Raw genomic sequence first — 20,764 nt, 5'->3', positions numbered from 1 at the left:
TGGTCGGGGAGGGTGGTGCGCCTCCCCGACCAGCGGAGCTCGGGGGCGTCGATCAGAAGTCGAAGTCGCCGATGTTGTCCGCGTCGAAGGTGTACGGGTCGCCGAGGAGCACGACGCCGTCGGCGCCGACCTCGAACTCGCCGAGGTCACCGGCCTCGAAGGTGTCGCCCTCCTCGCCGGAGATGTCGCCGTTGACGAGCGCGGCGGCGGCGTACGTCGCGAGGTAGCCGAGGTCGCCCGGGTTCCACAGCGCGAAGGCGGTGACGGTGCCGTCCTCGACGTACTCCCGCATCTGGTTGGGGGTGCCGAGGCCGGTCAGCGCGACCTTGCCCTTGTACTGGCTGTCCGAGAGGTAGCGGGCCGCGGCGGCGATGCCGACCGTGGTGGGCGAGATGATGCCCTTGAGATCGGGGTGGTTCTGCAGCAGCGCCTCGGTCTGGTCGAAGGACTTCTGGTCCTCGTCGTCGCCGTAGACGGTGTCGACGAGCTCGATGTCGGCGTAGTCGGGGTTGTCGGCGAGCTCCTGCTCCATCATGTCGATCCACGCGTTCTGGTTGGTCGCGTTGGCCGACGCGGACAGGATCGCGATCTCGCCCTTGCCGCCGATCTGCTCGGAGATGAGCTCCAGCTGCTTGGCGGCGATGCCCTCGGCGGTGGCCTGGTTGATGAACAGGTCACGGCAGTCGGGGTTGGTGTCGGCGTCGAAGGTGATGACCTTGACGTCCGCGCTGCGGGCCTCGTCGATCGCGTCGCAGAGGGCCTCGGGGTCGTTGGCCGAGAGGATCAGCGCGTCCTTGCCCTGCTGGGCGACGGTGTTGATGTACGACACCTGGGCGTCGGGGCTGCCGGTCTCGGGACCGACCTCCTCGATGTCGGCGCCCAGCTCGTCGGCGGCCTTCTCGGCGCCGTCGGTGCTGGTGTCGAAGTAGGCGTTGCCGAGGTTCTTCGGGAGCATCGTGAGGCTCAGCGCGTCACCGCCACCGTCCCCGCCGCTGCCGCTGTCGCCGCCGTCGTCGCTGCCGCACCCGGTCATCGCCAGCGCGGCGGTGAGCAGGAGCGCGGCCAGGGCCGTGGGCCTGGTGTGGAGCTTCATCGTCTCTCTACCTTTCGTGTTCCTAGACGGCGGCGGATGCCGCGTCCTTGTCGGGGCGCGGTCCGGGAGGAGCCGCCTGCGCCTTGCGGGGCAGCCGCGAGCCGGCCCACCCAAGGACGTTGGGGAGGATCACCGACGCCACCAGGAGGAGGCCGACGATGATGTTGGTGACGTTGACCGTCACGCTCTCCAGGCGCAGCGCGCTGGAGATGACGCCGATCAGGACGACGCCGGCGAGGACGCCGTGCAGTCGGCCGCGGCCGCCGAAGATCGAGACCCCGCCGAGCAGCACGGCCGCGATGACCTGGAGCTCGTAGCCGGTGGCGTTGTCGCCGCGGGCGCTGCCGAAGCGGAGGGTGAAGTAGATGCCGGCGAAGGCCGACACGACGCCGGAGAGCAGGAACAGCACCATCTTGGTGCGGGCCACGTCGACCCCCGTGAAGTGGGCGGCCTCGCTGTTGAGGCCGATGTCGTAGACGCCGCGGCCGAAGGTCGAGAAGTGCAGCAGCACGACGAAGCCGATCGCGAGGACGGCGAAGGGGATCATCACCAGCGGGATGCGGCTCTCCCCGATCGTGTCGGTGGCGAGGTCGGCCCACTTCTCGGTGAAGTCGGTGACGGCCTTGGTGCCGAGCAGGCCGACGGCGATGCCGCGGAAGAGCGCCAGCGTGCCGATGGTGACGGCGAGGGACGGCAGGCCGACGTACGCGATGAGGAAGCCGTTGAGCGCGCCGCACGCCAGTCCGGCCAGCAGGGCGAGGAGCGCGGCGGCCGGGACGGACATGCCGTTCTCGTGGAGCACGCCGAGCAGCACGCTGCTCAGGCCCATGATGCTCGCGACGGACAGGTCGATCTCCCCGGTGATGATCACCAGCGTCATCGGCAGTGCGATGAGCAGGATCGGGGCGACGTCCTGGAGCAGGAACTTCAGCGTCAGCGGGCCGTCGAAGTTGGGCACGTTGGCCAGCGAGTAGAGGATCACCGCCGCGGTCAGCGCGATGACGGCCGTCTCCCGGGTGAGCAGCAGGCGCTGCCACAGCGGTGCCGAGTACGTCGCGTAGGTGCGGGCGGGGGCCTCGGTCGTGGTCATCAGTGGTCCCTCGATTCGGCGAGCTTGCGGGCCTGTCTCGCGGCGAGGACGCGGTCGAGCACGATCGCGCCGAGGATCAGGGCGCCGACCACGGCCCGCTGCCAGAAGTCCTCGATGCCGAGGCTGGGCAGTGCGCGGTTGATGGTGACGAGGAGGAAGGCGCCGATGGCGGCTCCCCAGACGGTGCCGCTGCCGCCGAAGATCGCGATGCCGCCGATGACCGCGGCGGCGACCGCCTGGAGCTCGATGCCGTTGCCGACGCTGGAGCTGACGGTGCCGTAGCGGGCGGTGTAGAGGGCACCGGCGAGCCCGGCCAGCGCGCCGCTGAGGACGAACGCGGCGAGCAGGCGGCGGCGTACGGGCAGGCCGTAGAGGACGGCCGCGTCGGGGTCGGAGCCGATGGCGTAGAGCTCCCGGCCACCGCGGGCGGTGTGGAGGTAGTAGCCGACGGCGACCAGCACGACGAGCGCGATGATCGTCAGGACGGGTACGCCGACGACGGTGCGGGTGCCGAGGCGGAGGAACTCGCGCGGCAGGTCACCGGCGTTGATCCGGTCGCTGCCGGCCCAGGTGAGCATGATGCCGCGGTAGATGTAGAGCGTGCCGAGGGTGATCACCAGCGCAGGCACGTTGCCGTAGGCGACGAGCACCCCGTTGACCAGGCCGAGGACCGCCCCGAGCGCGAGGCACGCGGCGAGCACGGCGACGATCGGGATGCCCGGCTGCTCGATGAAGAGGCGACCGGTGAGGTACGCGGTCAGCGCCATCACGGAGCCCACCGACAGGTCGACGTTGCGGGTGATGATCACGGCGGCCTGGCCGACCGCGAGCAGCAGTAGGAGCGAGGGGTTGAGCAGGAAGTTGCGCCACCCGTCGGCACTGAAGAGGAAGCTGTCGTTCTTGGTGGTCGCGAGCACCACCACGGCGACGAGCACCAGGAAGATCGAGAGCTCGCGGGAGCGGAGCACCGTGGTGAGCGCGCGACGCGTCGGCGAGAGGCGGCTCGGCTCGACCAGGAGGGCCTCGCTCGTCGAGACCTCGGCGTCCGGGGCGGCGGGGGGCGTGTCGAGGTGGGTGTTCATGCTGCGGGCTCCGGGTGGTGGGTGGCGGCGTGCATGACCGCCTCGGGGGTGGCGTCGGCGCGATCGAGCTCGGCGGTGACCCGGCCCTCGCACAGCACGACGACCCGGTCGGCCATGCCGAGGACCTCGGGCAGCTCGGAGGAGATCATCAGGATCGCGAGGCCCTGGCCGGCGAGCTCGGACAGCAGCCGGTGCACCTCGGCCTTGGTGCCGATGTCGATGCCGCGGGTGGGCTCGTCGATGATCAGCAGCCTCGGGCCGGTGGCGAGCCACTTGGCGATGACGACCTTCTGCTGGTTGCCGCCGCTCATCGTGGTGGCGTGCATGTCGAGGGCGCTGGTCTTCACCTCGAGGCGGGAGGCCCACGGCGCGGTCGCGCGGTTCTCCATCGCGGAGGTGATCAGCCCGGCCTTCGCGATGCCGCGGCGGATCGCGCCGGCGACGTTGCGGGCGACGGAGGAGTCGATCACCAGGCCCTGCTTGCGCCGGTCCTCCGGGATGAACGCCATCCCCGCGCGGATCGCGGCCCTCGGGTCCTTGGCGCGCACCCGCTTGCCCGACATCGTGACCGAGCCGGCGTCGTAGGCGTCGACGCCGAACACGGCGCGGGCGACCTCGCTGCGGCCGGCGCCCACCAGGCCGGCCAGCCCGACGATCTCACCGGCACGGACTTCGAGGTCGACGTCGTGGAAGACGCCGGCCCGGCTCAGGCCGCGCACCTCGAGCACCGTCTCGCCGATGGTGGCGGCGGTCTTCGGGAAGAGCTCGCCGACCTCGCGGCCGACCATGAGGGCGACCAGCTGGTCGACGTCGGTGTCCTCGATGCGGAGCGTGTCGACGTAGTCACCGTCGCGCATCACGGTGACGGTGTCGGCGAGGGCGAAGACCTCGTCGAAGCGGTGGGAGATGAAGACGAGGGCGCGGCCCTCGTCGCGCAGGCTGCGCGCCACGGCGAAGAGGCGCTCGACCTCGACGCCGCTCAGCGCCGCGGTCGGCTCGTCCATGACCAGCAGGCGGGCGTCGAGCGAGATGGCCTTGGCGATCTCGATGATCTGCTGGTCGGCGATCGAGAGCCCCGCCGCCGGCCGGCGCGGGTCGATGCGGACGCCGAGGCGGTCGAAGAGGCGCTCGGCCTCGGCGTACATCGCCTGCCGGTCGATGCGGCGACCGCGGGCCAGCGGCTGGCGACCCATGAAGATGTTCTCGGTGACCGAGAGGTCGGGGAAGAGCGTCGGCTCCTGGTAGATCACCGCGACGCCGGCGTGCTTGGACTCGGCCGTGGAGGAGAAGTCGACGGCCTCGCCGCCGAGCTCGAAGGTGCCGCCGTCCCGGCGGTGCACGCCGGCGACCACCTTGACGAGCGTGGACTTGCCCGCGCCGTTCTCGCCGATCAGCGCGTGGATCGAGCCTGCCTCGACGCGGATGCTGCCGGAGCGCAGGGCGACGACGGGGCCGAACGACTTGGAGACGTCGCGCAGCTCGAGCACCGGTGCGGCGGTGGTCATGGGGCTCCTCGGATTGAAAGGTTTCAACGCAAGGTAGGTGAGGGTCGTCACACCTGTCAACCCCCTGCCCCGGCGTGTCCACCGATGAACGATTCGGGACGGCCGGCATGGCGTAGGCTGCGCGCCACATCGTTTCAACGGCGCTGTCCCGAGGAGGTACGTCGTGTCGCGCGCTGCCTCGGTCAAGGACGTCGCCGCCCGGGCGGGGGTGTCCCTCGGCACGGTGAGCAACGTGCTCAACCGGCCCGAGCGGGTTTCCCCCGAGACGCGCGGCCGGGTCGAGCAGGCCATGCGCGACCTGGGCTTCGTCCGCAACGAGTCGGCCCGCCAGCTCCGCGCCGGGCGCAGCCGCACGCTGGCCTACGTCGTGCTCGACGTGCGCAACCCCTTCTTCACCGACGTCGCCGAGGGCGCCGAGCGCGCAGCCGAGGACTCCGGCCTGTCGCTGTTCCTGTGCCACTCCGACAACCGCGCGTCACGTGAGGCCGACTACCTCGCCCACCTCGTCGAGCAGCGGGTGCAAGGAATCCTGGTCACCCCGGTCGACCCGGCGGCCCCCGGCCTCGCAGAGGTGCGCCGCAACGGCACCCCGCTGGTGATCGTCGACCGCACCCGCGAGGACGACAAGTTCTGCTCCGTCGCCGTGGACGACGTCCTCGGCGGCCGGCTCGCCGTCGAGCACCTCGTCGAGCGCGGGCACACCCGCGTCGCCTTCATCGGCGGCCCCGACAGCATCGGCCAGGTGCGCGACCGCCTCGAGGGCGCCCGCCGCGCGTGGGCGGACGCCGGGCTGCCGGCGGACCAGCTCACCGTGGTGCCGACGTCGGCGCTGACGGTGGTGGAGGGCCGCTCGGCCGGCGAGCGGGTGATGGGCCTGGCCGCGCGACGCCGCCCCACAGCGGCCTTCTGCGCCAACGACCTCCTCGCCCTCGGGCTGCTCCAGCAGCTCAGCACCGCGGGCCTGTCCGTCCCCGGCGACATGGCGATCGTCGGCTACGACGACATCGACTACGCCGGCGCCGCCGCCGTACCCCTCACGTCGGTGCGCCAGCCCCGCCAGGAGCTCGGCCGCCGCGCCGCCGAGCTGGTGCTGGACGAGGCCGACAACCCCAGCCACCTCCACCAGCAGCTCGTCTTCACCCCCGAGCTGGTCGCCCGGCGGTCCACCCTCGGCTGACGCCAGGCCTACTGGGCGACGCCGTAGAGCCGGTCGCCCGCGTCACCGAGGCCGGGGACGATGTAGCCCTTGTCGTTGAGCTTCTGGTCGAGGGCGGCGGTCACCACCGTGACCGGGACGTCGAGGCCGTCGAGGCCCTTCTCGAGGTTCTCCACGCCCTCGGGGGCGGCCAGCAGGCAGATCGCGGTGATGTCGTCGGCGCCGCGGTCGGTGAGGAACTTGATGGCGGCGGCCAGCGTGCCACCGGTCGCGAGCATCGGGTCGAGGACGTAGCACTGGCGCCCGGAGAGGTCCTCGGGAAGCCGCTCGGCGTACGTCGACGCCTCCAGGGTCTCCTCGTTGCGCACCATCCCGAGGAAGCCGACCTCGGCCGTCGGCAGCAGCCGCATCATCCCGTCGAGCATGCCGAGGCCGGCGCGGAGGATCGGGACGACCATCGGCTTGGGCTGGGCGAGGTAGACACCCGTGGTGGGGCCGACCGGGGTGGTGATCGGCTTGGGGTCGACGCGCACCTCGCGGGTCGCCTCGTAGGCCAGCAGGGTGACCAGCTCGTCGGTCAGCCGACGGAAGGTCGGCGAGTCGGTGTGCTCGTCGCGGAGGACGGTGAGCTTGTGGGAGACGAGGGGGTGGTTCACCACGTGCAGGCGCATGGGGGCCACCCTAGTGGCCCAGCCTGCGGCCCTACGAGTCCGAAAGAGGGTTGGCGAAGCCCCCGCCGTCTGGGACATTGGCTTGTGTAGGCGCTGGTTGCCCGAAGACCGTGGGGAGGTCGCTCCGATGTCCGAGCCGAGTGGCGAGGTCGACTTCGCGCTGGCCGCCTTCCGCGAGGACGGTCGGTGGCAGCTGCAGGACATCGCCTCGCCCGCCTTCGACTCGATCGACTCGCTCAGCCACGCCCTGCGCCGCCTCTCCGGTGACGCCGGCGCCGTCGGCATGGTGGCGGTCGACGAGGACTTCTTCGTGCTGGTCCGGGTCGACGGCACCGAGACCCGCGTCCTGCTCAGCGACGTCACCGCGGCCGACGAGTGGGAGCTCGCCCAGTCGGCCATCGACTTCCTCGGCCTGCCGCCCCCGGAGGACGACGACGTCGAGGTGCCGGCCGGCGACCTCGACCTGCTCGGCGACCTGGGCCTGCACGCCATCGACATGGGCGCCCTGCTCGACGACGTCGAGCTCTACCCCGACGAGATGCTCTCCGACATCGCTCGCCGCCTCGGCTTCGGCAAGCTCTTCGACGACGCCGTCGGCCTCACCTCAGCATGACCTGGGACGACCCGATGCGCCTGGCCCTCGCCGAGGCGCAGGCCGCGCTCGCCGGCGAGGACGTACCCGTCGGCGCCGTCGTCGTCGACGAGACCGGGGCCGTCATCGGCACCGGCCGCAACACCCGCGAGTCCGACGGCGACCCGACCGGCCACGCCGAGGTGGTCGCCCTCCGCGCCGCCGCGAGGGCCCGCGGCGGCTGGCGGCTCTCCGGCTGCACCCTCGTCGTCACCCTCGAGCCGTGCACGATGTGCGCCGGGGCCCTCGTGCTCGCCCGCGTGGACCGCCTCGTCTTCGGGGCGTACGACGACAAGCTCGGCGCGGTCGGCTCGCTCTGGGACGTCGTCCGCGACCGCCGGCTCAACCACCGGCCCGAGGTCGTCGCCGGGGTCCTGGCCGCCGAGTCCGCGGCCCTGCTCGACGAGTTCTTCGCCCGCCACCGGCAGGACCGGCCGTGACCGACGTACGACGGGCGAGCGCCGCCGACGCGGCCGTGCTCGCCCGGATGCTGTGGGACTTCAACACCGAGTTCGAGACCGAGACCGACGACGCGCCGGTGCTCGCCGACCGGTTCGCGCGGCTGCTGGAGCTGCCGGAGATCGTCGCGGTGGTCGCGGAGGACGAGGGCGCGGCAGTGGGGTTCGCGCTGCTCAGCCTGCGCCCGGCGATCTGGTTCGACGGGCCGGTCGCGCAGCTCGAGGAGCTCTACGTCGTGCCCGACCTCCGCGACCGCGGGATCGGCACCCAGGTGCTCGGCCTCTCCCGCCGGATCGTCCGCGAGGCCGGGGCGCCGGAGATGCACATCAACGTGGACGAGGTCGACGTCGACACCCGCCGTTTCTACGAGCGTCACGGCTTCGTGAACATCGAGGAGGGCGTCGACTACCGGATGCTCTGCTACATCGGCCCGACAGACCCCCCTCAGGTGGTCGAGTAGCACGCGAGCGCCACTCCCCCTCAGGTGGTCGAGTAGTACGCGAGCGCCAGCGAGCGGCGAATCGAGACCTCTCGATGGTGGATGGGTCTCGATACGCCTCGCTCGTTCCTCGCTCGGCTACTCGACCACCTATGTAGTGAGAGGGCTCGGCTACTCGACCGCCTCGGCGCTGTCGGCGTACTCCTCGTCGGTGAGCAGGCGGGAGCGGATCAGGAAGCGCACGCCCTCGGGTGCCTCGAGGGAGAAGCCGGCGCCGCGGCCGGGGACCACGTCGATGGTGAGGTGGGTGTGCTTCCAGTACGCGAGCTGCGCGGCGGACATCCACACCGGGACGTGGCGCTCGAGGCCGACGTCGAGGTCACCGAGGTGCACGTCGGACCCGCCGAGGCGGAACTCCCCGTCGGGGTAGCACATCGGTGCCGACCCGTCGCAGCAGCCGCCGGACTGGTGGAACATCACCGGGCCGTGGAGGCCGGTGAGGCGGCGGATCAGGTCCGCCGCCCCACCGGAGACGGAGACGCGTCCCATCAGAAGAAGCCGAGGGCGTCCGGGGAGTAGGACACGAGCAGGTTCTTGGTCTGCTGGTAGTGGTCGAGCATCATCTTGTGGGTCTCGCGGCCGATGCCGGACTGCTTGTAGCCGCCGAAGGCGGCGTGGGCCGGGTAGGCGTGGTAGCAGTTCGTCCAGACCCGACCGGCCTGGATCTCCTTGCCGGCACGGAAGGCGCGCGAGCCGTCGCGCGACCACACGCCTGCGCCGAGGCCGTACAGCGTGTCGTTGGCGATCTTGAGGGCGTCGGCCTCCTCGTCGAACGACGTCAGCGCCACGACGGGGCCGAAGATCTCCTCCTGGAAGATCCGCATCGAGTTGTCGCCCTCGAAGACCGTCGGCTGCACGTAGTAGCCCTCGGCGAGGTCGCCCTCGAGCACCTGGCGCTCGCCGCCGGTGAGCACCTTGGCGCCCTCGGCCTTGCCGATGTCCAAGTAGGACAGGATCTTCTCGAGCTGGTCGTTGGAGGCCTGTGCGCCCATCATCGTGGTGGTGTCGAGGGGGTTGCCCTGGGTGATCGCCTCGACCCGCGCGATCGCGTCGGGCACGAAGTCGCTGTAGATGGAGCGCTGCACGAGGGCCCGCGAGGGACAGGTGCAGACCTCGCCCTGGTTGAGGGCGAACATCGTGAAGCCCTCCAGCGCCTTGTCGTAGAACGCGTCGCGCTGGGCCGCGACGTCCTCGAAGAAGATGTTCGGGCTCTTGCCGCCGAGCTCGAGCGTCACCGGGATGATGTTCTCGCTGGCGTACTGCATGATCAGCCGGCCCGTGGTGGTCTCGCCGGTGAAGGCGATCTTCGAGATCCGCGGGGACGACGCGAGCGGCTTGCCGGCCTCGACGCCGAAGCCGTTGACGATGTTGAGCACGCCGGCGGGCAGCAGGTCGCCGATGACCTCGGCGAGCTTGAGGATCGACCACGGGGTCTGCTCGGCCGGCTTGAGCACGACCGCGTTGCCGGCGGCGAGGGCCGGGGCGAGCTTCCAGACCGCCATCAGGATCGGGAAGTTCCACGGGATGATCTGGCCGACGACGCCGAGCGGCTCGTGGAAGTGGTAGGCGATGGTGTTCTCGTCGATCTCCGAGATGGTGCCGTCCTGGGAGCGGAGGACGCCGGCGAAGTAGCGGAAGTGGTCGATCGCGAGTGGCAGGTCGGCGTTGAGGGTCTCGCGGACGGCCTTGCCGTTGTCCCACGTCTCGATGACGGCGAGGTCCTCGAGCGCGGCCTCCATCCGGTCGGCGATCTTGAGGAGGACGTTCGAGCGGTCGGTGGCCGACGTACGTCCCCAGGCGGGTGCTGCGTTGTGCGCGGCGTCGAGCGCCTTCTCGATGTCCTCGGCGGTGCCGCGGCCGATCTCGGTGAAGGGCTTGCCGTTGACGGGCGAGATGTCCTCGAAGTAGGCGCCCCTGATCGGGTCGACCCACTCTCCGCCGATGTAGTGGCCGTACCGGCTCTTGACCTCGATGGTCGAGTCGGCTGTTCCGGGCTGTGCGTAGACGGTCATGTGCTGCTCCAAGGCGCGAGGTGCTGTGACGGGCGTCACGCTAGGAAGCGGCACGTTGCAACGACGTTGCGCTGCCTCGGGCGGCTCAGGCAAGCTCGCGGTCCAGCCGGGCGATCTGGCCCTCGACGAGCGCGCGCATCGGGGAGGTCGGCCCCACGACGTCGCGCTGGGCCTGCCAGACCTCGTAGTCGTCCGCGCCCCAGGCAGTGCGGGTCCACGTCGACATCAGGTCCGGCTCGCGGCCGGCGAGCAGCGCCGCCCGGAGGGAGTGGTGCAGGTTCTCCCGGAGTCGTACGACGCCGGGCGCGGTCGAGCGCGGCAGCACCGGGCCGCGGTAGGCCCGCAGCGCGCCCCTCAGGTCGCCCGCCGCCAGCTGCGCCTCGACCGCCAGCCAGTCGCCGGCGATCGCCGCGGCGAGCCGGTAGGGGCGCGACAGCAGGAGCTCGTCACCGAGCAGGTGGCGCAACCGGTTGAGCTCGGCGCGCAGGGTCGAGGAGGCGCCGTCGTCCTCGTAGAGCAGGACCGCGAGCTCGTCGCCGGACAGGCCGTGCGAGGCGGTGCCGAGGAGCAGCACGATCTCGGAGTGGCGCGGCGTGAGGCGGATCGGCGTACGGGTCCGGCCGGTCGAGGAGACGGTGAGCAGGGCCTCGTGGCGCCCGAGCAGCTCGACCCCGACCTGGCAGCCCTGCGACGCCGCGGGCACCGGGGGCCGGCCCGACAGCAGCTCGCGGGCGAGCTCGGCCTCGGCCATCCGGGCCGCGGCACGCACCATCGCCGTGGTCTGCGGGACGGCGATGTCGTCGCCGCCCGTCACGTCGAGGACGCCGAGCAGGTGCGACGAGGTCGGGTCGAGGATGGGGGTCGCCGCGCAGCTCCACGGCTGGACCGAGCGGCGGAAGTGCTCGGACCCACGCACCTGCACGGTCTGGCCCAGCCGCAACGCCATGCCGGGAGCGTTGGTGCCGGCCATCCGCTCGTCCCAGTTCGAGCCCTCGACGAAGCCGATCGACTCGGCCCTTCGCAGGGTGGAGGGCGTGCCGCAGACCCACAGCAGCTGACCGGCGGCATCGCTGACCGCCATGATCGCGCCGCACTCGCGGGCGGCCTGGCCCAGCACGTCGTCGAGCAGCGGGAAGACCCGCGCCAGCGGGTGCGCCTCACGGTGGTCGCGCAGGTCGCCGTCGGCGAGGGTGATCGGCGCCTCGGCGGTCTCGGCGTCGACCCCGGACGCGGCGGACAGGTGCCAGGAGTCGGCCACCTGGGCGCGCATGCTGCCGTCCGTCGCGAGGGTCGTCACCGCGCGATGGGACCACGTGGACCGTTGGTCGCCGGTTGGTCCGCCCCGGGTGGTCGAGCAGCGGGCTACTCGACCACCTGGGTCATCGTCGCCAGCTCTTCGGCGAGGCACTCCTCGAGCCCGGCGAGGTCGGCGACGGCGCTGGCGTCGACGTTGATCCCGAGGCAGGCGGTGTCGCCCACGGTCACCAGGCAGGCGGTGAGCGCGGCCCCCGGCAGCGGCCCGAGGACGTACATCCCGCGGACCTCGGCGCCGGCCATGTAGCGCTTCCGGGGCGGCCCGGGCAGCGTGAGCACGAACGCGTCGGGCACGGCGGCGGTCCGCAGCGCAGAGGCCCCGACGAAGGCGGGCAGACGGTTCATCACCGGGGCCGCGGCGTCGAGCACCGTCAGGGCCCGCTCGGTGTGGAGCGACAGGATCTCGCCGCGCACCGCCGCCACCCGGTCGACCGGGTCCTCGATCGCCAGCGGGCCGGAGATGAGGGCGCCGGCGAACCGGTTGCCCAGGTCGTCGGCCCGGTCGAGCGAGACCCGGACGGCCACGGGGAGTTCGGTCAACGGACTGTCGCGGCGCGCGTGGTAGCGGCCGAGCCCACCGAGGACCAGCGCCACCGCCGCGTCGTCGAGGGTGCCACCGCCCTGCCGGGCGACCGCGCGCAGCGGCTCGAGCGGCGCGTCGAGCGTGAGGAAGGTCCACATCCGCCCGGTGCGCGGGGTGAGCGCCGGCGAGGGGGGCGCGGCATGGGTGACGAGGCGGCGTACGGACGCGCCGTAGCGCAGCGCGGAGGCCACCGCCGACTGCGGGCGGGCGGCGGCGAGGCCGAGGTTGCGCAGCGCGGTCGCCGCCGCCTCCGGGAGCGACGTGACGTCGGCGCGCAGCCCGGCGACGGCGAGCTCGACGGGGTCGGCCGCCACGAACGTGTCGTCGTCGGCGAGGGGCTTGCGCGCGGTGTGCGTGCGCCGCGACGACTGGAGCATCGACAGCAGCTGCACGGTGCCGAGCGGGTCGGCGAGCGCGTGGTGGATCTTGAGGACGTACGCCGCTCCCTCCTCGCCCACCTCGAAGAGCACTCCCTCCCACAGCGGGCGCGAGCGGTCGAACGGGCGCAGGGCGATCTGCGCGGCCTGGGCCAGCATCTCCTCGCGGTCGGCGACCCGCTCACGGCGCAGGTGGTAGGCGAGGTCGAAGGTCGGGTCGTCGGACCAGGTCGGCGAGGCGGTCGGGACGACGGGGTCGACGACGCGCTGGCGCAGGCGGCGTACGAGCTGGGTGCCCCAGTCGGTCGCCGCGACGAAGCGCTTCCAGTCCGGGGCGCGGTCGAGGTCGATGACCACGGTCGAGGTGGACGACTGCACGGGGTGCCGCTCGGCGCGCCACAGCAGCGTCTGCATCGACGTCAGCTCGGAGCCGGTGGACCAGGTGGCCGCGCCACCCCACCGCTCGAGGTCCTCGGCACTCGTCATGAAGGCCACCTCGCCAGGGTCTCCTCGAACTTCGCGTGCAGGGCCGCGATGCGCTCGCCCATCCCGTCGGTGGTCCAGTCGGTCTCCGGCTCGAGGACGCACACGTCGACGACGCCGGGGTTGAGCACCAGCGAGCTGCGCCGCATCAGCTCGCCGGTGTTGCGCAGCACGACGGGGACGACGGGCACGCCCGCCTGCGCCGCGAGGTGGAACGCGCCCTTGCGGAACGGACCGAGCACCGGCGTGGCCGACCGGGTGCCCTCCGGGAAGATCATCAGCGACGTCCCGCTGCGGATCCGCTCGACGACCCCGTCGAGGGTGGCGCGGGCCGACGCGGAGTCGGAGCGGTCGATGTAGGCCGGGTCGATCACCACGGAGCCGACGATGGCGCGCGGGTCCCAGCGCGCCTCCTTCTTGGCCACGATCGTGAAGTCGCGCTCGAGCAGACGGCCCAGGACCGGGATGTCGAGCGAGCTCTGGTGGTTGGCCACGAAGATCGCCGGGCGGTGGGTCCAGAGGCGCTCCTGGTGGAGCACGTCCATCGACACCCCGGCGACCGCCATCGGGATGTGCGTGGCCAGCTTGACCGCGAGGTTGCGGCCCTCGCGCCGGTCGGCGCGGGCGAGGCCGTAGGCGATGCCCGCCGCAACGCCGGCGTTCATGCCCGCCAGGGCCGCGACCGTGCGCCCGGCCGCGACGAGCGATCCGCCGACCGGGTCGGTCAGGTCGAGGACGGGCCAGCCGAGCCGCGCCGCGGCAGCGCGGAGGTCGCGGTGCGGGTTGAGCGCGGTCGGGTGGCCGACGGAGGAGAGGAAGGCGACATCCTCGTAGCCGTTGCCGTAGGCGTAGGACTGCGCGAGGTCGAGGCCGTGCGCCTTGGCGAAGCGACGTACGCCGGTCGCCTTGTGCCGGCCCCACAGCATCGGGCCGTCCGTGGCACCGGTGAACTGGCCGTCCTCGACCACCAGCTGCGTGCACACGAGGTGCTCGACGCCGAGGTCCCGGGCGACCGGGCCGATCTGGTAGCGGGTGGCGGCCGACGCGATCGCGACCGTGTGGCCGGCCCGCTGGTGGGCCGCGACCAGGGCCCGCGACTCGCGGCGGATGGTGCCGGCGATCTTGGAGCGGAAGAGCCGCTCCCCGAGGTCGGCGAAGGACTCCTCGGACACCCCGCGCATGGCGGCGAAGGCGACGTGCGCGATGGCCGTCGGGTCGCCGCCGAGCTCGCCGTCGACGGCCGTCACCACGGTGCGCAGGAACTCCGCGGGCGACACCTCGCGGCCGCGGAGGCGGTCGCCGTAGAACGTGGCGGCGGTGTAGCCGGCGACGAGGGTGCCGTCGAGGTCGAAGAACGCCCCGACCTCCGGGCCCTGCGGCCCCGCCTCGATCGCCGCGACGGCCGCCTCGACGTCGGCGGAGAGTCCGTTCACCTGTTGTCCTGCCGGTGGCGCGGCTCGGGCACCGACGACGTCGGCTCGCCGGCGATCTCGCCGATGATGTTGACCTGTCGCACGGAGTCGCGGAGCTCGGCGGCGAAGGCCTCGCGGGCGGTGCCCACGCCGTCCCCTCCTTCCAGCAGGCCGCGGTGGCGCGCGAGCGCGAGCGCGGTGCGGAACAGCTCCAGCGAGATCGACTCCTCGCTCGCGACCTTGCGCTGCAGCGCCCACTGGCGGCCGACCGCGAGCGAGTCGGCGAGCAGGTCCTTCTCCGCGACCTCCGCGTCACCGCGGTCGGCGAGGCGGTCGGCCAGCACGAGGTAGGCCTCCAGGAACGGCCGCAGCACGAGGTGGGACAGGTGCGGGCGGGCGGACACCAGCAGCTCGCGGGCCCGGTCGGGCGTCATGCCCGTGACGTCCTGGCCGACGAGGAGCTGGAGCTCGGTGCGGAGGTCGTCCTCGAAGCCGGCGCGCCCCGGGAAGAAGAACTCGAACTTGAGGAGGTCGCGCATCCGCTTGGCCTCCTCCCAGCCCACCTGCAGCTCGCCTCCCGGCGGCAGCTCGGCGCCGGGCTCGAGCTCGCTGACGGTCAGCAGCGCGAGCTCGCCGATCGCGCGCTCGACGAGGATGTGGATGACCGTGTTGCGGTAGAACGCGGCGACCAGGTGCTGGTCGTCCCCGATCCTCCAGACCGGCTCCGTCCCCCCGTCGTACGCCGTCAGCACCCCGCTGCGGGCCAGCTCGGCCAGCGCCCGCCGGAGCGTCGCGCGGTCGCGGAGGTCGGCGGCCCCGGCGACCGGCCACTGGCGGGCCTCGATGTAGGAGGCCAGCGGCTCGACGGTGTCGAGCACCTCGTCCATGGTCATCGCCCGGTCGGCGCCAAGGAGCGCGAGGCTGACGATGGCGGTCACCGTCACCGGCGTCGCCCGGTTGAGGCGGTGGGAGATGTCGAGGGCGACCCGCTCGACGGCCTGGTGGCCGGTGACGCCCTCGGCGGCGAGCTCCGCCATCCGCTGGCGCAGCGAGAACGGCTCGCCGACGGTGAGGTAGGCCCGGCCGAGCCGGTTGCGCTGGAGCCGCGCGAAGCGCACCAGCCAGCGCCAGTCCTCCGGTGTCTTGCTGGCGCCGCGCGCCTCCTGGGTCATCAGCGACACCTCGTGCAGCTGGTCGTAGACGACCGACATCGGCACGACCTGCACGTCGGGCGCGTCGTCCCCGTCCACTGTGTCCGTCAGGTACTTCAGGATGCCGTGGACCGGAGGGCGGAGCTTGCCGGTGCGGGTGCGGCCGCCCTCGATCGACCAGGCGAGGTTGCGCTTGTTGGTGACCATCTGCCGGATGTAGGACCGCAGCGCGAGCCGGTAGACCGGGATCTCCTGCGTCGCACGCCGGATGAAGATCAGGCCGGTGCGGCTGGCCACCGAGCCGATGACCGGGAGGTTCAGGTTGGCGCCGCCGAAGGTGTAGGTCGGCGAGAAGCGCCGTGCCATCAGCGCGTTGGGGATGACCATGCCGTCGAGGTAGGACCGGTGGCTGAACGCCAGCGCCAGGCTGTGGTCGCGGTCGACCCGCCGCAGCTGCTGCATGTCGTCCTCGTCGACCAGGACGTCGTACGCCCTGAGGAACCACTCGCCCATGCGGGCCCAGCCCTGCGAGGCGCGGTCGTCGTGGGCGGCGGCCATCTCGTGGAGGTAGCCCTTGACCTCCTCCCAGACCTCCTCCTCCGGGCGGCCCTGCTCCTCGGCCTGCTCGGCGACGGCCCGCTGGAAGCGCTTGTCGTGCAGGAGCTCGGTGACCTCCTGCGGCGGCGCGGCGGGCAGCCGCTCCCCCACGCTCCGGGGCAGCGCAGCACGGGCGAGGTCTCGGGCACGTCGGACGGCAGCCACAGCCTCTCCTTCCCGCACGCGCCGCAGCGCGAGCACAGGCGTGCGCCGAAAGTTACCGTCGTACGGGCCTGCTGGCCACGGGCTCGGGGCGATTCGTGGGACCACCCGCGGTTTTCGGCTCGCGGGCACCCTCCGGTAACGTTCGGCGCGGTGACGTGTCCGAGCGGCCTAAGGAGAACGCCTCGAAAGCGTTTGTGGGCGCAAGTCCACCGAGGGTTCAAATCCCTCCGTCACCGCCAGCCGATCAGGCCGGTCCCTCGCGGGCCGGCCTGATCGTCATTTCACGGCTCGAGGACCAGCTTGCCGCCGGGGTGCCCGCCCATCAGCAGCTCGGTCGCCTCCACGGCGTCGGCCAGGGGGAACGTACGGGCGACGGGCACGACGAGGCGGCCCTCGCCCGCGAGCCGGACGAGGTCGCCGCGCACCGAGTCGCGGTAGGCCTGGCTGGCCGGCATCGCGCCGGCGATGGCTGTGAAGCCCTCCTGCTTCGCCCGCTCGGCAGCCGCGATCGTGACGATGCGCTCCCGGTCCGCGACCAGGGCCAGGGACACATCCACGGCCTCGTCGGTGCCGACGCAGTCGAGCGCCGCCACCACGCCGTCGGGCGTCAGCTCGCGGACGCGCTGCTCGAGGCCCTCGCCGTACGGGACCGGGATCCCGCCGAACCTCCGCACGGTCTCGAAGTTCTTCTCGCTCGCGGTGCCGACCACCCTCGCGCCGAGCAGCGCGGCCTGCTGGAGCACGCTGACCCCGACCGCGCCGGACGCGCCGTGGACGAGGACGGTGTCACCCGCGCCGGCGCCGGTGACGTGGAGCATCTCCGCGGCGGTGCAGCCGGCGAGCAGCAGGTTCGCCGCCTCGCCGAAGGTCAGGGACGCGGGCTTGGCGAAGACGTCGCGGGCGGGCACGGTCACCTCGGTCGCCCAGCCACCGCTGATGCGGAAGGCGAGGACCTCGTCACCGACGGCCACCGGACCGCTCGCGGCCTGGGTGTCGGGGCCGACGGCCGTGACGACCCCGGCGACCTCGTAGCCGATGGGCCTGGGGAAGTCCTCGGGGTTGCCGCGCGCCACATGCTTGGCGTCGGCGGGGTTCATGCCGGCGGCGTGGACCTCGATGGTCACCTCACCCGTGCCCGGCGTGGGGACGTCGTGCTCCTCGAGCGCGAAGACGTCGGTGCCGCCCGGACGGGTCGCGACCCAGTGCTGTGCCATGCCTCGAACGTAGCCGAGGGCCGGCGCGTCGCTCCTGCGAGCGGTGCGTCAGGCGGCGCGGCGGCCGAAGCGGCGTACGCGGGTGCGCAGCGCGCTCGGCCGGGTGCCGAAGCGGGGCAGCGGGAGCAGGTGGGTGAGACCCTCGCGCTCGGCCATGAGCTGGACGGCCTCGTCCTCGTAGGCCTGGGCGTAGCCCTCGGCCGAGGCGACGTCGTCGGCGGCGATCGCGGCCTCGATCATGCGGGCGTAGTGGGCGTGGAGCTCATTGAGCTCGTCGATCAGACGCATGTCGGTTCTCCTCTGATGAGCGTCGATACGTCCAGTGTCCCGAAATCATTGGAACGATCCAATCCCTGGCAGGTGTGATCTTCGACCACTCGCGCCGACGACCACTGGCCCTTGAGTCGCCCAGCGACTCAACGCGCATTCCGGGCGTGTCGGTCACCAGGGTGGCGGCATACGACACCTCCGACACCCGACCCGATGTCGTCCGCCGCCACCCTCACCAAACGACCCGGCGGTACGTCGCTCAGGCGGGGTCGGTGACGTCGGCGACCCGGGCCCCGAAGTGGGCGATCACATCGTCGGCGGCGAGCGTGGCGGCGACGCCGTGGCCACCCGCACCGATCGAGATGGTCCGACCGACCAGGCGCTCGTCGGCCAGGACCGGCAGGTCGCCCTGCGCGCCGAACGGGGTGATGGTGCCACGCTCGTAGCCGGTCACCTCGCGGGCAGCGTCCGCGTCGGGCATCGAGATCCGGTTGACGCCGAGGAGGGCGCGGACCTTGGGCCACGAGATCTGCCGGTCGCCCGGCACCAGCACGAGCAGGTGGTCGCCCTCGCCCCGGCGCACCACCATCGTCTTCACGATCGCCGACGGGTCGACGCCCCGAGCTGCCGCGGCCTCGGCGAGCGAGCCGACCCTGCCGTGCCGGGTGACGGTGTGCGCGATCCCGGATGCGGCGAGCGCGCGCGTCGCCGGAGTCTCGTCGTCCACGCCATCGAGACTATGACCGCCATGATGTCCGGGTGACCGATCGCCGCCCCGTCCTGACCTGGCTGACCGACATGGACGGCGTCCTCGTCCACGAGGAGGACCCGATCCCGGGCGCGAAGGAGTTCATCGCCGCGCTGCGCGAGCGCGACCTGCCGTTCCTCGTCCTCACCAACAACTCCATCTTCACCCCGCGCGACCTGCGCGTCCGGCTGCTCCGCAGCAGCGGCATCGACGTACCGGAGGATCGGATCTGGACGTCGGCCCTCGCGACCGCGCAGTTCCTCGACGAGCAGCGCCCGGGCGGCTCGGCGTACGTCGTGGGCGAGACGGGGCTGACCCAGGCGATCCACGACGTCGGCTACGTCATGACCGACCGGGACCCCGACTACGTCGTGCTCGGGGAGACCCGGACCTACTCGTTCGAGGCGATCACGCGGGCGATCCGGCTCGTCAGCGGCGGGGCCCGCTTCATCGCGACCAACCCCGATCCCAACGGCCCGAGCGCCCAGGGGATGCTGCCGGCGACCGGGTCGGTGGCGGCGCTGATCAGCACGGCGACGGGCCGGCAGCCCTACTTCATCGGCAAGCCCAACCCGCTCATGATGCGCAGCGCTCTCAACCGGCTCGAGGCGCACTCCGAGACCACGGTGATGATCGGCGACCGGATGGACACCGACATCATCAGCGGCCTCGAGGCCGGGCTGCGCACGATCCTCGTCGCGACCGGTGCCACCGCGCTGCACGAGGTCGAGAACTTCCCCTACCGACCCACCCGCGTCGTCGACTCCATCGCCGACGTGGTGGCGCTGGTGGGCGAGCTCTTCCGCCCCGACGAGGCCTAGGGCCTCAGACCGCCCCGGCCAGCCCCAGCACGATCCCGGCGAGCGCGCAGGCGCCCAGGGTCCGCAGCACCGACCACCTCCGCCAGAAGATGAGCAGGAAGCCCAGCGCGGCGACGGCGAGGGCCGCCGCGTCGAGGGACGTGAGGTGCGGGTACTCGACGTCCAGCGGCCCGGCCGCCACGTGGCCGGTCTCCGAGAAGAGCGTGTGCAGGGTGAAGAAGACGGCCAGGCTCGCGATCACGCCGACGACCGCCGCCGTGATGCCCGCGAGGGCGGCGGCGAGGTCGCGGTTGCCGCGGAGGCGCTCGACGTACGGCGCCCCGAGCAGGATGAAGAGGAAGCACGGGACGAACGTGACCCAGGTCGTCAGCAGCGCGGCGACGACCGCGGCGACCCACGGGTCGAGGTCGCCGGGCGCGCGGTAGGCCCCGACGAACGCGACGAACTGCACGACCATGATCAGCGGCCCCGGCGTGGTCTCGGCGAGCGCGAGGCCGCGGACCATCTCCCCGGGCAGGAGCCAGTGGTAGACCTCGACGGCCTGCTGGGCGACGTAGGCGAGGACGGCGTACGCACCCCCGAAGGTCACCACGGCGGCACCCGAGAAGAAGAGCCCCTGGTCGACGAAGATGCTCGACCGGCCGAACGCGAGAGCCGCCACCGCGACGGGCAGGGCCCAGGCCGTCAGCCCGATCGCGAGCGTCAGGGCAGTACGCCGACCGGACGGGAGCTCGTGGTGGAGCGCGTCGTCGCTGATCAGCGGCGGCGGTCCGTCGTCGGCCGCCGACCTCGGCGGGTGCGTGAGGGTCGGGATCCGCCGGCCGAGGGCCCAGCCGATGACGGCAGCGCCGAGGACCACCGCGGGGAACGGCACGCCGAAGAACGTCAGCGCCACGAACGAGACGACCGCGAGCACCACGAGCGCCGGGTGGCCGAGCCCATTGCGGCCCACGCGCACCACAGCCTGGACGACGATCGCGATGACGGCGGGCTCCAGGCCGAGGAAGAGCGCCTCGACGAGCGTCGTGTCGCCGAACGCGACGTAGATGCCGGAGAGGGCGAGCAGGGCGACGACCCCAGGCAGGATGAAGAGGATGCCGGCGACCAGCGCGCCCCGCACGCCGTTGAGCAGCCACCCGACGTACGTCGCGAGCTGCTGCGCCTCGGGACCCGGGAGCAGCGTGCAGTACGACAGCGCGAAGAGGAACCGCTGCTGGCCGATCCACCGCTTCTCGTCCACCAGGGTGCGCTGCATGACGGCGATCTGCCCGGCAGGTCCGCCGAAGGTCTGCAGCGAGATCGCGAACCAGGCCTTGGTGGCCTCGCGCAGCGGGACCACGTCGTTCGTCGTGTCGCGGGGGTTCGGCACGCGAGCACCGAACCGCGTGGCAGCCGTTAAGTCAAGCCGCGGACTCGACTTTGGGACCGGTG

20 protein-coding genes and 1 tRNA gene are annotated in these 20,764 nt (G+C 72.2%); 6 read left to right on the top strand and 15 right to left on the bottom strand.

The window, feature by feature from the left end; all coding sequences use genetic code 11:
• Window positions 1-52: 52 nt before the first annotated feature.
• Genes rhaS through ACE3QY_RS01345 form a run of 4 tightly spaced genes read right to left on the bottom strand, consistent with a single transcriptional unit; the run spans window position 53 to window position 4,770 of the window.
• A complete protein-coding gene (gene rhaS / locus ACE3QY_RS01360; RefSeq protein ID WP_374454206.1) occupies window positions 53-1,093 on the bottom strand; it encodes a rhamnose ABC transporter substrate-binding protein in 1,041 nt (346 codons plus the stop codon).
• A 22-nt stretch (window positions 1,094-1,115) separates the two neighbouring features.
• Entirely contained in the window at window positions 1,116-2,183 is a 1,068-nt protein-coding gene (locus ACE3QY_RS01355) for an ABC transporter permease (protein ID WP_374454205.1), read from the bottom strand.
• On the bottom strand, window positions 2,183-3,265 hold the full coding sequence (locus ACE3QY_RS01350) for an ABC transporter permease (RefSeq protein ID WP_374454204.1): 1,083 nt from the start codon (window positions 3,263-3,265) through the stop codon (window positions 2,183-2,185). The genes ACE3QY_RS01355 and ACE3QY_RS01350 overlap by 1 nt, the downstream gene beginning before the upstream one ends.
• Window positions 3,262-4,770 carry a sugar ABC transporter ATP-binding protein gene (locus ACE3QY_RS01345; protein WP_374454203.1) on the bottom strand — a complete coding sequence of 503 codons (1,509 nt, stop codon included), beginning with the start codon at window positions 4,768-4,770 and terminating at the stop codon, window positions 3,262-3,264. Before ACE3QY_RS01345 ends, ACE3QY_RS01350 begins: the two co-directional genes overlap by 4 nt.
• 163 nt (window positions 4,771-4,933) lie before the next feature.
• On the opposite strand from ACE3QY_RS01345, the gene ACE3QY_RS01340 reads away from it, so the two are divergent.
• On the top strand, window positions 4,934-5,947 hold the full coding sequence (locus ACE3QY_RS01340; RefSeq protein ID WP_374454202.1) for a LacI family DNA-binding transcriptional regulator: 1,014 nt from the start codon (window positions 4,934-4,936) through the stop codon (window positions 5,945-5,947).
• A gap of 8 nt (window positions 5,948-5,955) precedes the next feature.
• Here the strand turns inward: ACE3QY_RS01340 and upp are convergent, their stop codons facing one another.
• Window positions 5,956-6,597, bottom strand: coding sequence for a uracil phosphoribosyltransferase (gene upp, locus ACE3QY_RS01335; protein WP_374454201.1), 642 nt, complete (start codon window positions 6,595-6,597; stop codon window positions 5,956-5,958).
• A gap of 127 nt (window positions 6,598-6,724) precedes the next feature.
• On the opposite strand from upp, the gene ACE3QY_RS01330 reads away from it, so the two are divergent.
• The 3 genes from ACE3QY_RS01330 to ACE3QY_RS01320 are packed head-to-tail and all read left to right on the top strand — an operon-like array spanning window position 6,725 to window position 8,147.
• Entirely contained in the window at window positions 6,725-7,210 is a 486-nt protein-coding gene (locus tag ACE3QY_RS01330; protein ID WP_374454200.1) for a tRNA adenosine deaminase-associated protein, read from the top strand.
• Window positions 7,207-7,668 carry a tRNA adenosine(34) deaminase TadA gene (tadA, locus tag ACE3QY_RS01325; protein WP_374454199.1) on the top strand — a complete coding sequence of 154 codons (462 nt, stop codon included), beginning with the start codon at window positions 7,207-7,209 and terminating at the stop codon, window positions 7,666-7,668. Before ACE3QY_RS01330 ends, tadA begins: the two co-directional genes overlap by 4 nt.
• 47 nt (window positions 7,669-7,715) lie before the next feature.
• On the top strand, window positions 7,716-8,147 hold the full coding sequence (locus ACE3QY_RS01320) for a GNAT family N-acetyltransferase (protein WP_374454909.1): 432 nt from the start codon (window positions 7,716-7,718) through the stop codon (window positions 8,145-8,147).
• Between the two features lie 150 nt (window positions 8,148-8,297).
• Here the strand turns inward: ACE3QY_RS01320 and ACE3QY_RS01315 are convergent, their stop codons facing one another.
• From ACE3QY_RS01315 to ACE3QY_RS01290, 6 genes are all read right to left on the bottom strand, one after another.
• Window positions 8,298-8,675, bottom strand: a complete 378-nt coding sequence (locus ACE3QY_RS01315) for a DUF779 domain-containing protein (RefSeq protein ID WP_374454198.1) — start codon at window positions 8,673-8,675, stop codon at window positions 8,298-8,300.
• Window positions 8,675-10,198, bottom strand: coding sequence for an aldehyde dehydrogenase family protein (locus tag ACE3QY_RS01310; protein ID WP_374454197.1), 1,524 nt, complete (start codon window positions 10,196-10,198; stop codon window positions 8,675-8,677). The genes ACE3QY_RS01315 and ACE3QY_RS01310 overlap by 1 nt, the downstream gene beginning before the upstream one ends.
• Before the next feature lie 85 nt (window positions 10,199-10,283).
• Window positions 10,284-11,495, bottom strand: coding sequence for a GAF domain-containing protein (locus ACE3QY_RS01305; protein ID WP_374454196.1), 1,212 nt, complete (start codon window positions 11,493-11,495; stop codon window positions 10,284-10,286).
• A 65-nt stretch (window positions 11,496-11,560) separates the two neighbouring features.
• Window positions 11,561-12,958 (bottom strand): wax ester/triacylglycerol synthase domain-containing protein, encoded by a 1,398-nt coding sequence (locus tag ACE3QY_RS01300; RefSeq protein ID WP_374454195.1) that lies wholly within the window; start codon window positions 12,956-12,958, stop codon window positions 11,561-11,563.
• Complete coding sequence (locus tag ACE3QY_RS01295) at window positions 12,955-14,388, bottom strand: HAD-IB family hydrolase (RefSeq protein ID WP_374454194.1); 1,434 nt, start codon at window positions 14,386-14,388, stop codon at window positions 12,955-12,957. The genes ACE3QY_RS01300 and ACE3QY_RS01295 overlap by 4 nt, the downstream gene beginning before the upstream one ends.
• A complete protein-coding gene (locus tag ACE3QY_RS01290) occupies window positions 14,385-16,280 on the bottom strand; it encodes a lysophospholipid acyltransferase (RefSeq protein WP_374454193.1) in 1,896 nt (631 codons plus the stop codon). The genes ACE3QY_RS01295 and ACE3QY_RS01290 overlap by 4 nt, the downstream gene beginning before the upstream one ends.
• A gap of 149 nt (window positions 16,281-16,429) precedes the next feature.
• Between ACE3QY_RS01290 and ACE3QY_RS01285 the strand changes: the two genes are divergently transcribed.
• A tRNA-Ser gene (locus ACE3QY_RS01285) sits at window positions 16,430-16,519 on the top strand.
• A 42-nt stretch (window positions 16,520-16,561) separates the two neighbouring features.
• On the opposite strand, the gene ACE3QY_RS01280 is transcribed toward ACE3QY_RS01285, so the two are convergent.
• The 3 genes from ACE3QY_RS01280 to ACE3QY_RS01270 all read right to left on the bottom strand — a co-directional run bounded on the left by ACE3QY_RS01280 (window position 16,562) and on the right by ACE3QY_RS01270 (window position 18,491).
• On the bottom strand, window positions 16,562-17,494 hold the full coding sequence (locus ACE3QY_RS01280; RefSeq protein ID WP_374454192.1) for a zinc-binding alcohol dehydrogenase family protein: 933 nt from the start codon (window positions 17,492-17,494) through the stop codon (window positions 16,562-16,564).
• A 48-nt stretch (window positions 17,495-17,542) separates the two neighbouring features.
• Complete coding sequence (locus tag ACE3QY_RS01275; RefSeq protein ID WP_374454191.1) at window positions 17,543-17,782, bottom strand: hypothetical protein; 240 nt, start codon at window positions 17,780-17,782, stop codon at window positions 17,543-17,545.
• A 241-nt stretch (window positions 17,783-18,023) separates the two neighbouring features.
• Window positions 18,024-18,491: an aminoacyl-tRNA deacylase gene (locus ACE3QY_RS01270; RefSeq protein WP_374454190.1), complete on the bottom strand. Its 468-nt coding sequence runs from the start codon at window positions 18,489-18,491 to the stop codon at window positions 18,024-18,026.
• Between the two features lie 71 nt (window positions 18,492-18,562).
• Between ACE3QY_RS01270 and ACE3QY_RS01265 the strand changes: the two genes are divergently transcribed.
• Window positions 18,563-19,333: an HAD-IIA family hydrolase gene (locus tag ACE3QY_RS01265; RefSeq protein ID WP_374454908.1), complete on the top strand. Its 771-nt coding sequence runs from the start codon at window positions 18,563-18,565 to the stop codon at window positions 19,331-19,333.
• A gap of 4 nt (window positions 19,334-19,337) precedes the next feature.
• On the opposite strand, the gene chrA is transcribed toward ACE3QY_RS01265, so the two are convergent.
• Complete coding sequence (gene chrA, locus ACE3QY_RS01260) at window positions 19,338-20,702, bottom strand: chromate efflux transporter (RefSeq protein WP_374454189.1); 1,365 nt, start codon at window positions 20,700-20,702, stop codon at window positions 19,338-19,340.
• Between the last annotated feature and the right edge of the window lie 62 nt (window positions 20,703-20,764).

The sequence above is a fragment of the Nocardioides sp. genome (genome assembly GCF_041913365.1).
GTDB lineage: Bacteria > Actinomycetota > Actinomycetes > Propionibacteriales > Nocardioidaceae > Nocardioides.
This window is presented reverse-complemented; position numbering and strand designations above follow the sequence as displayed.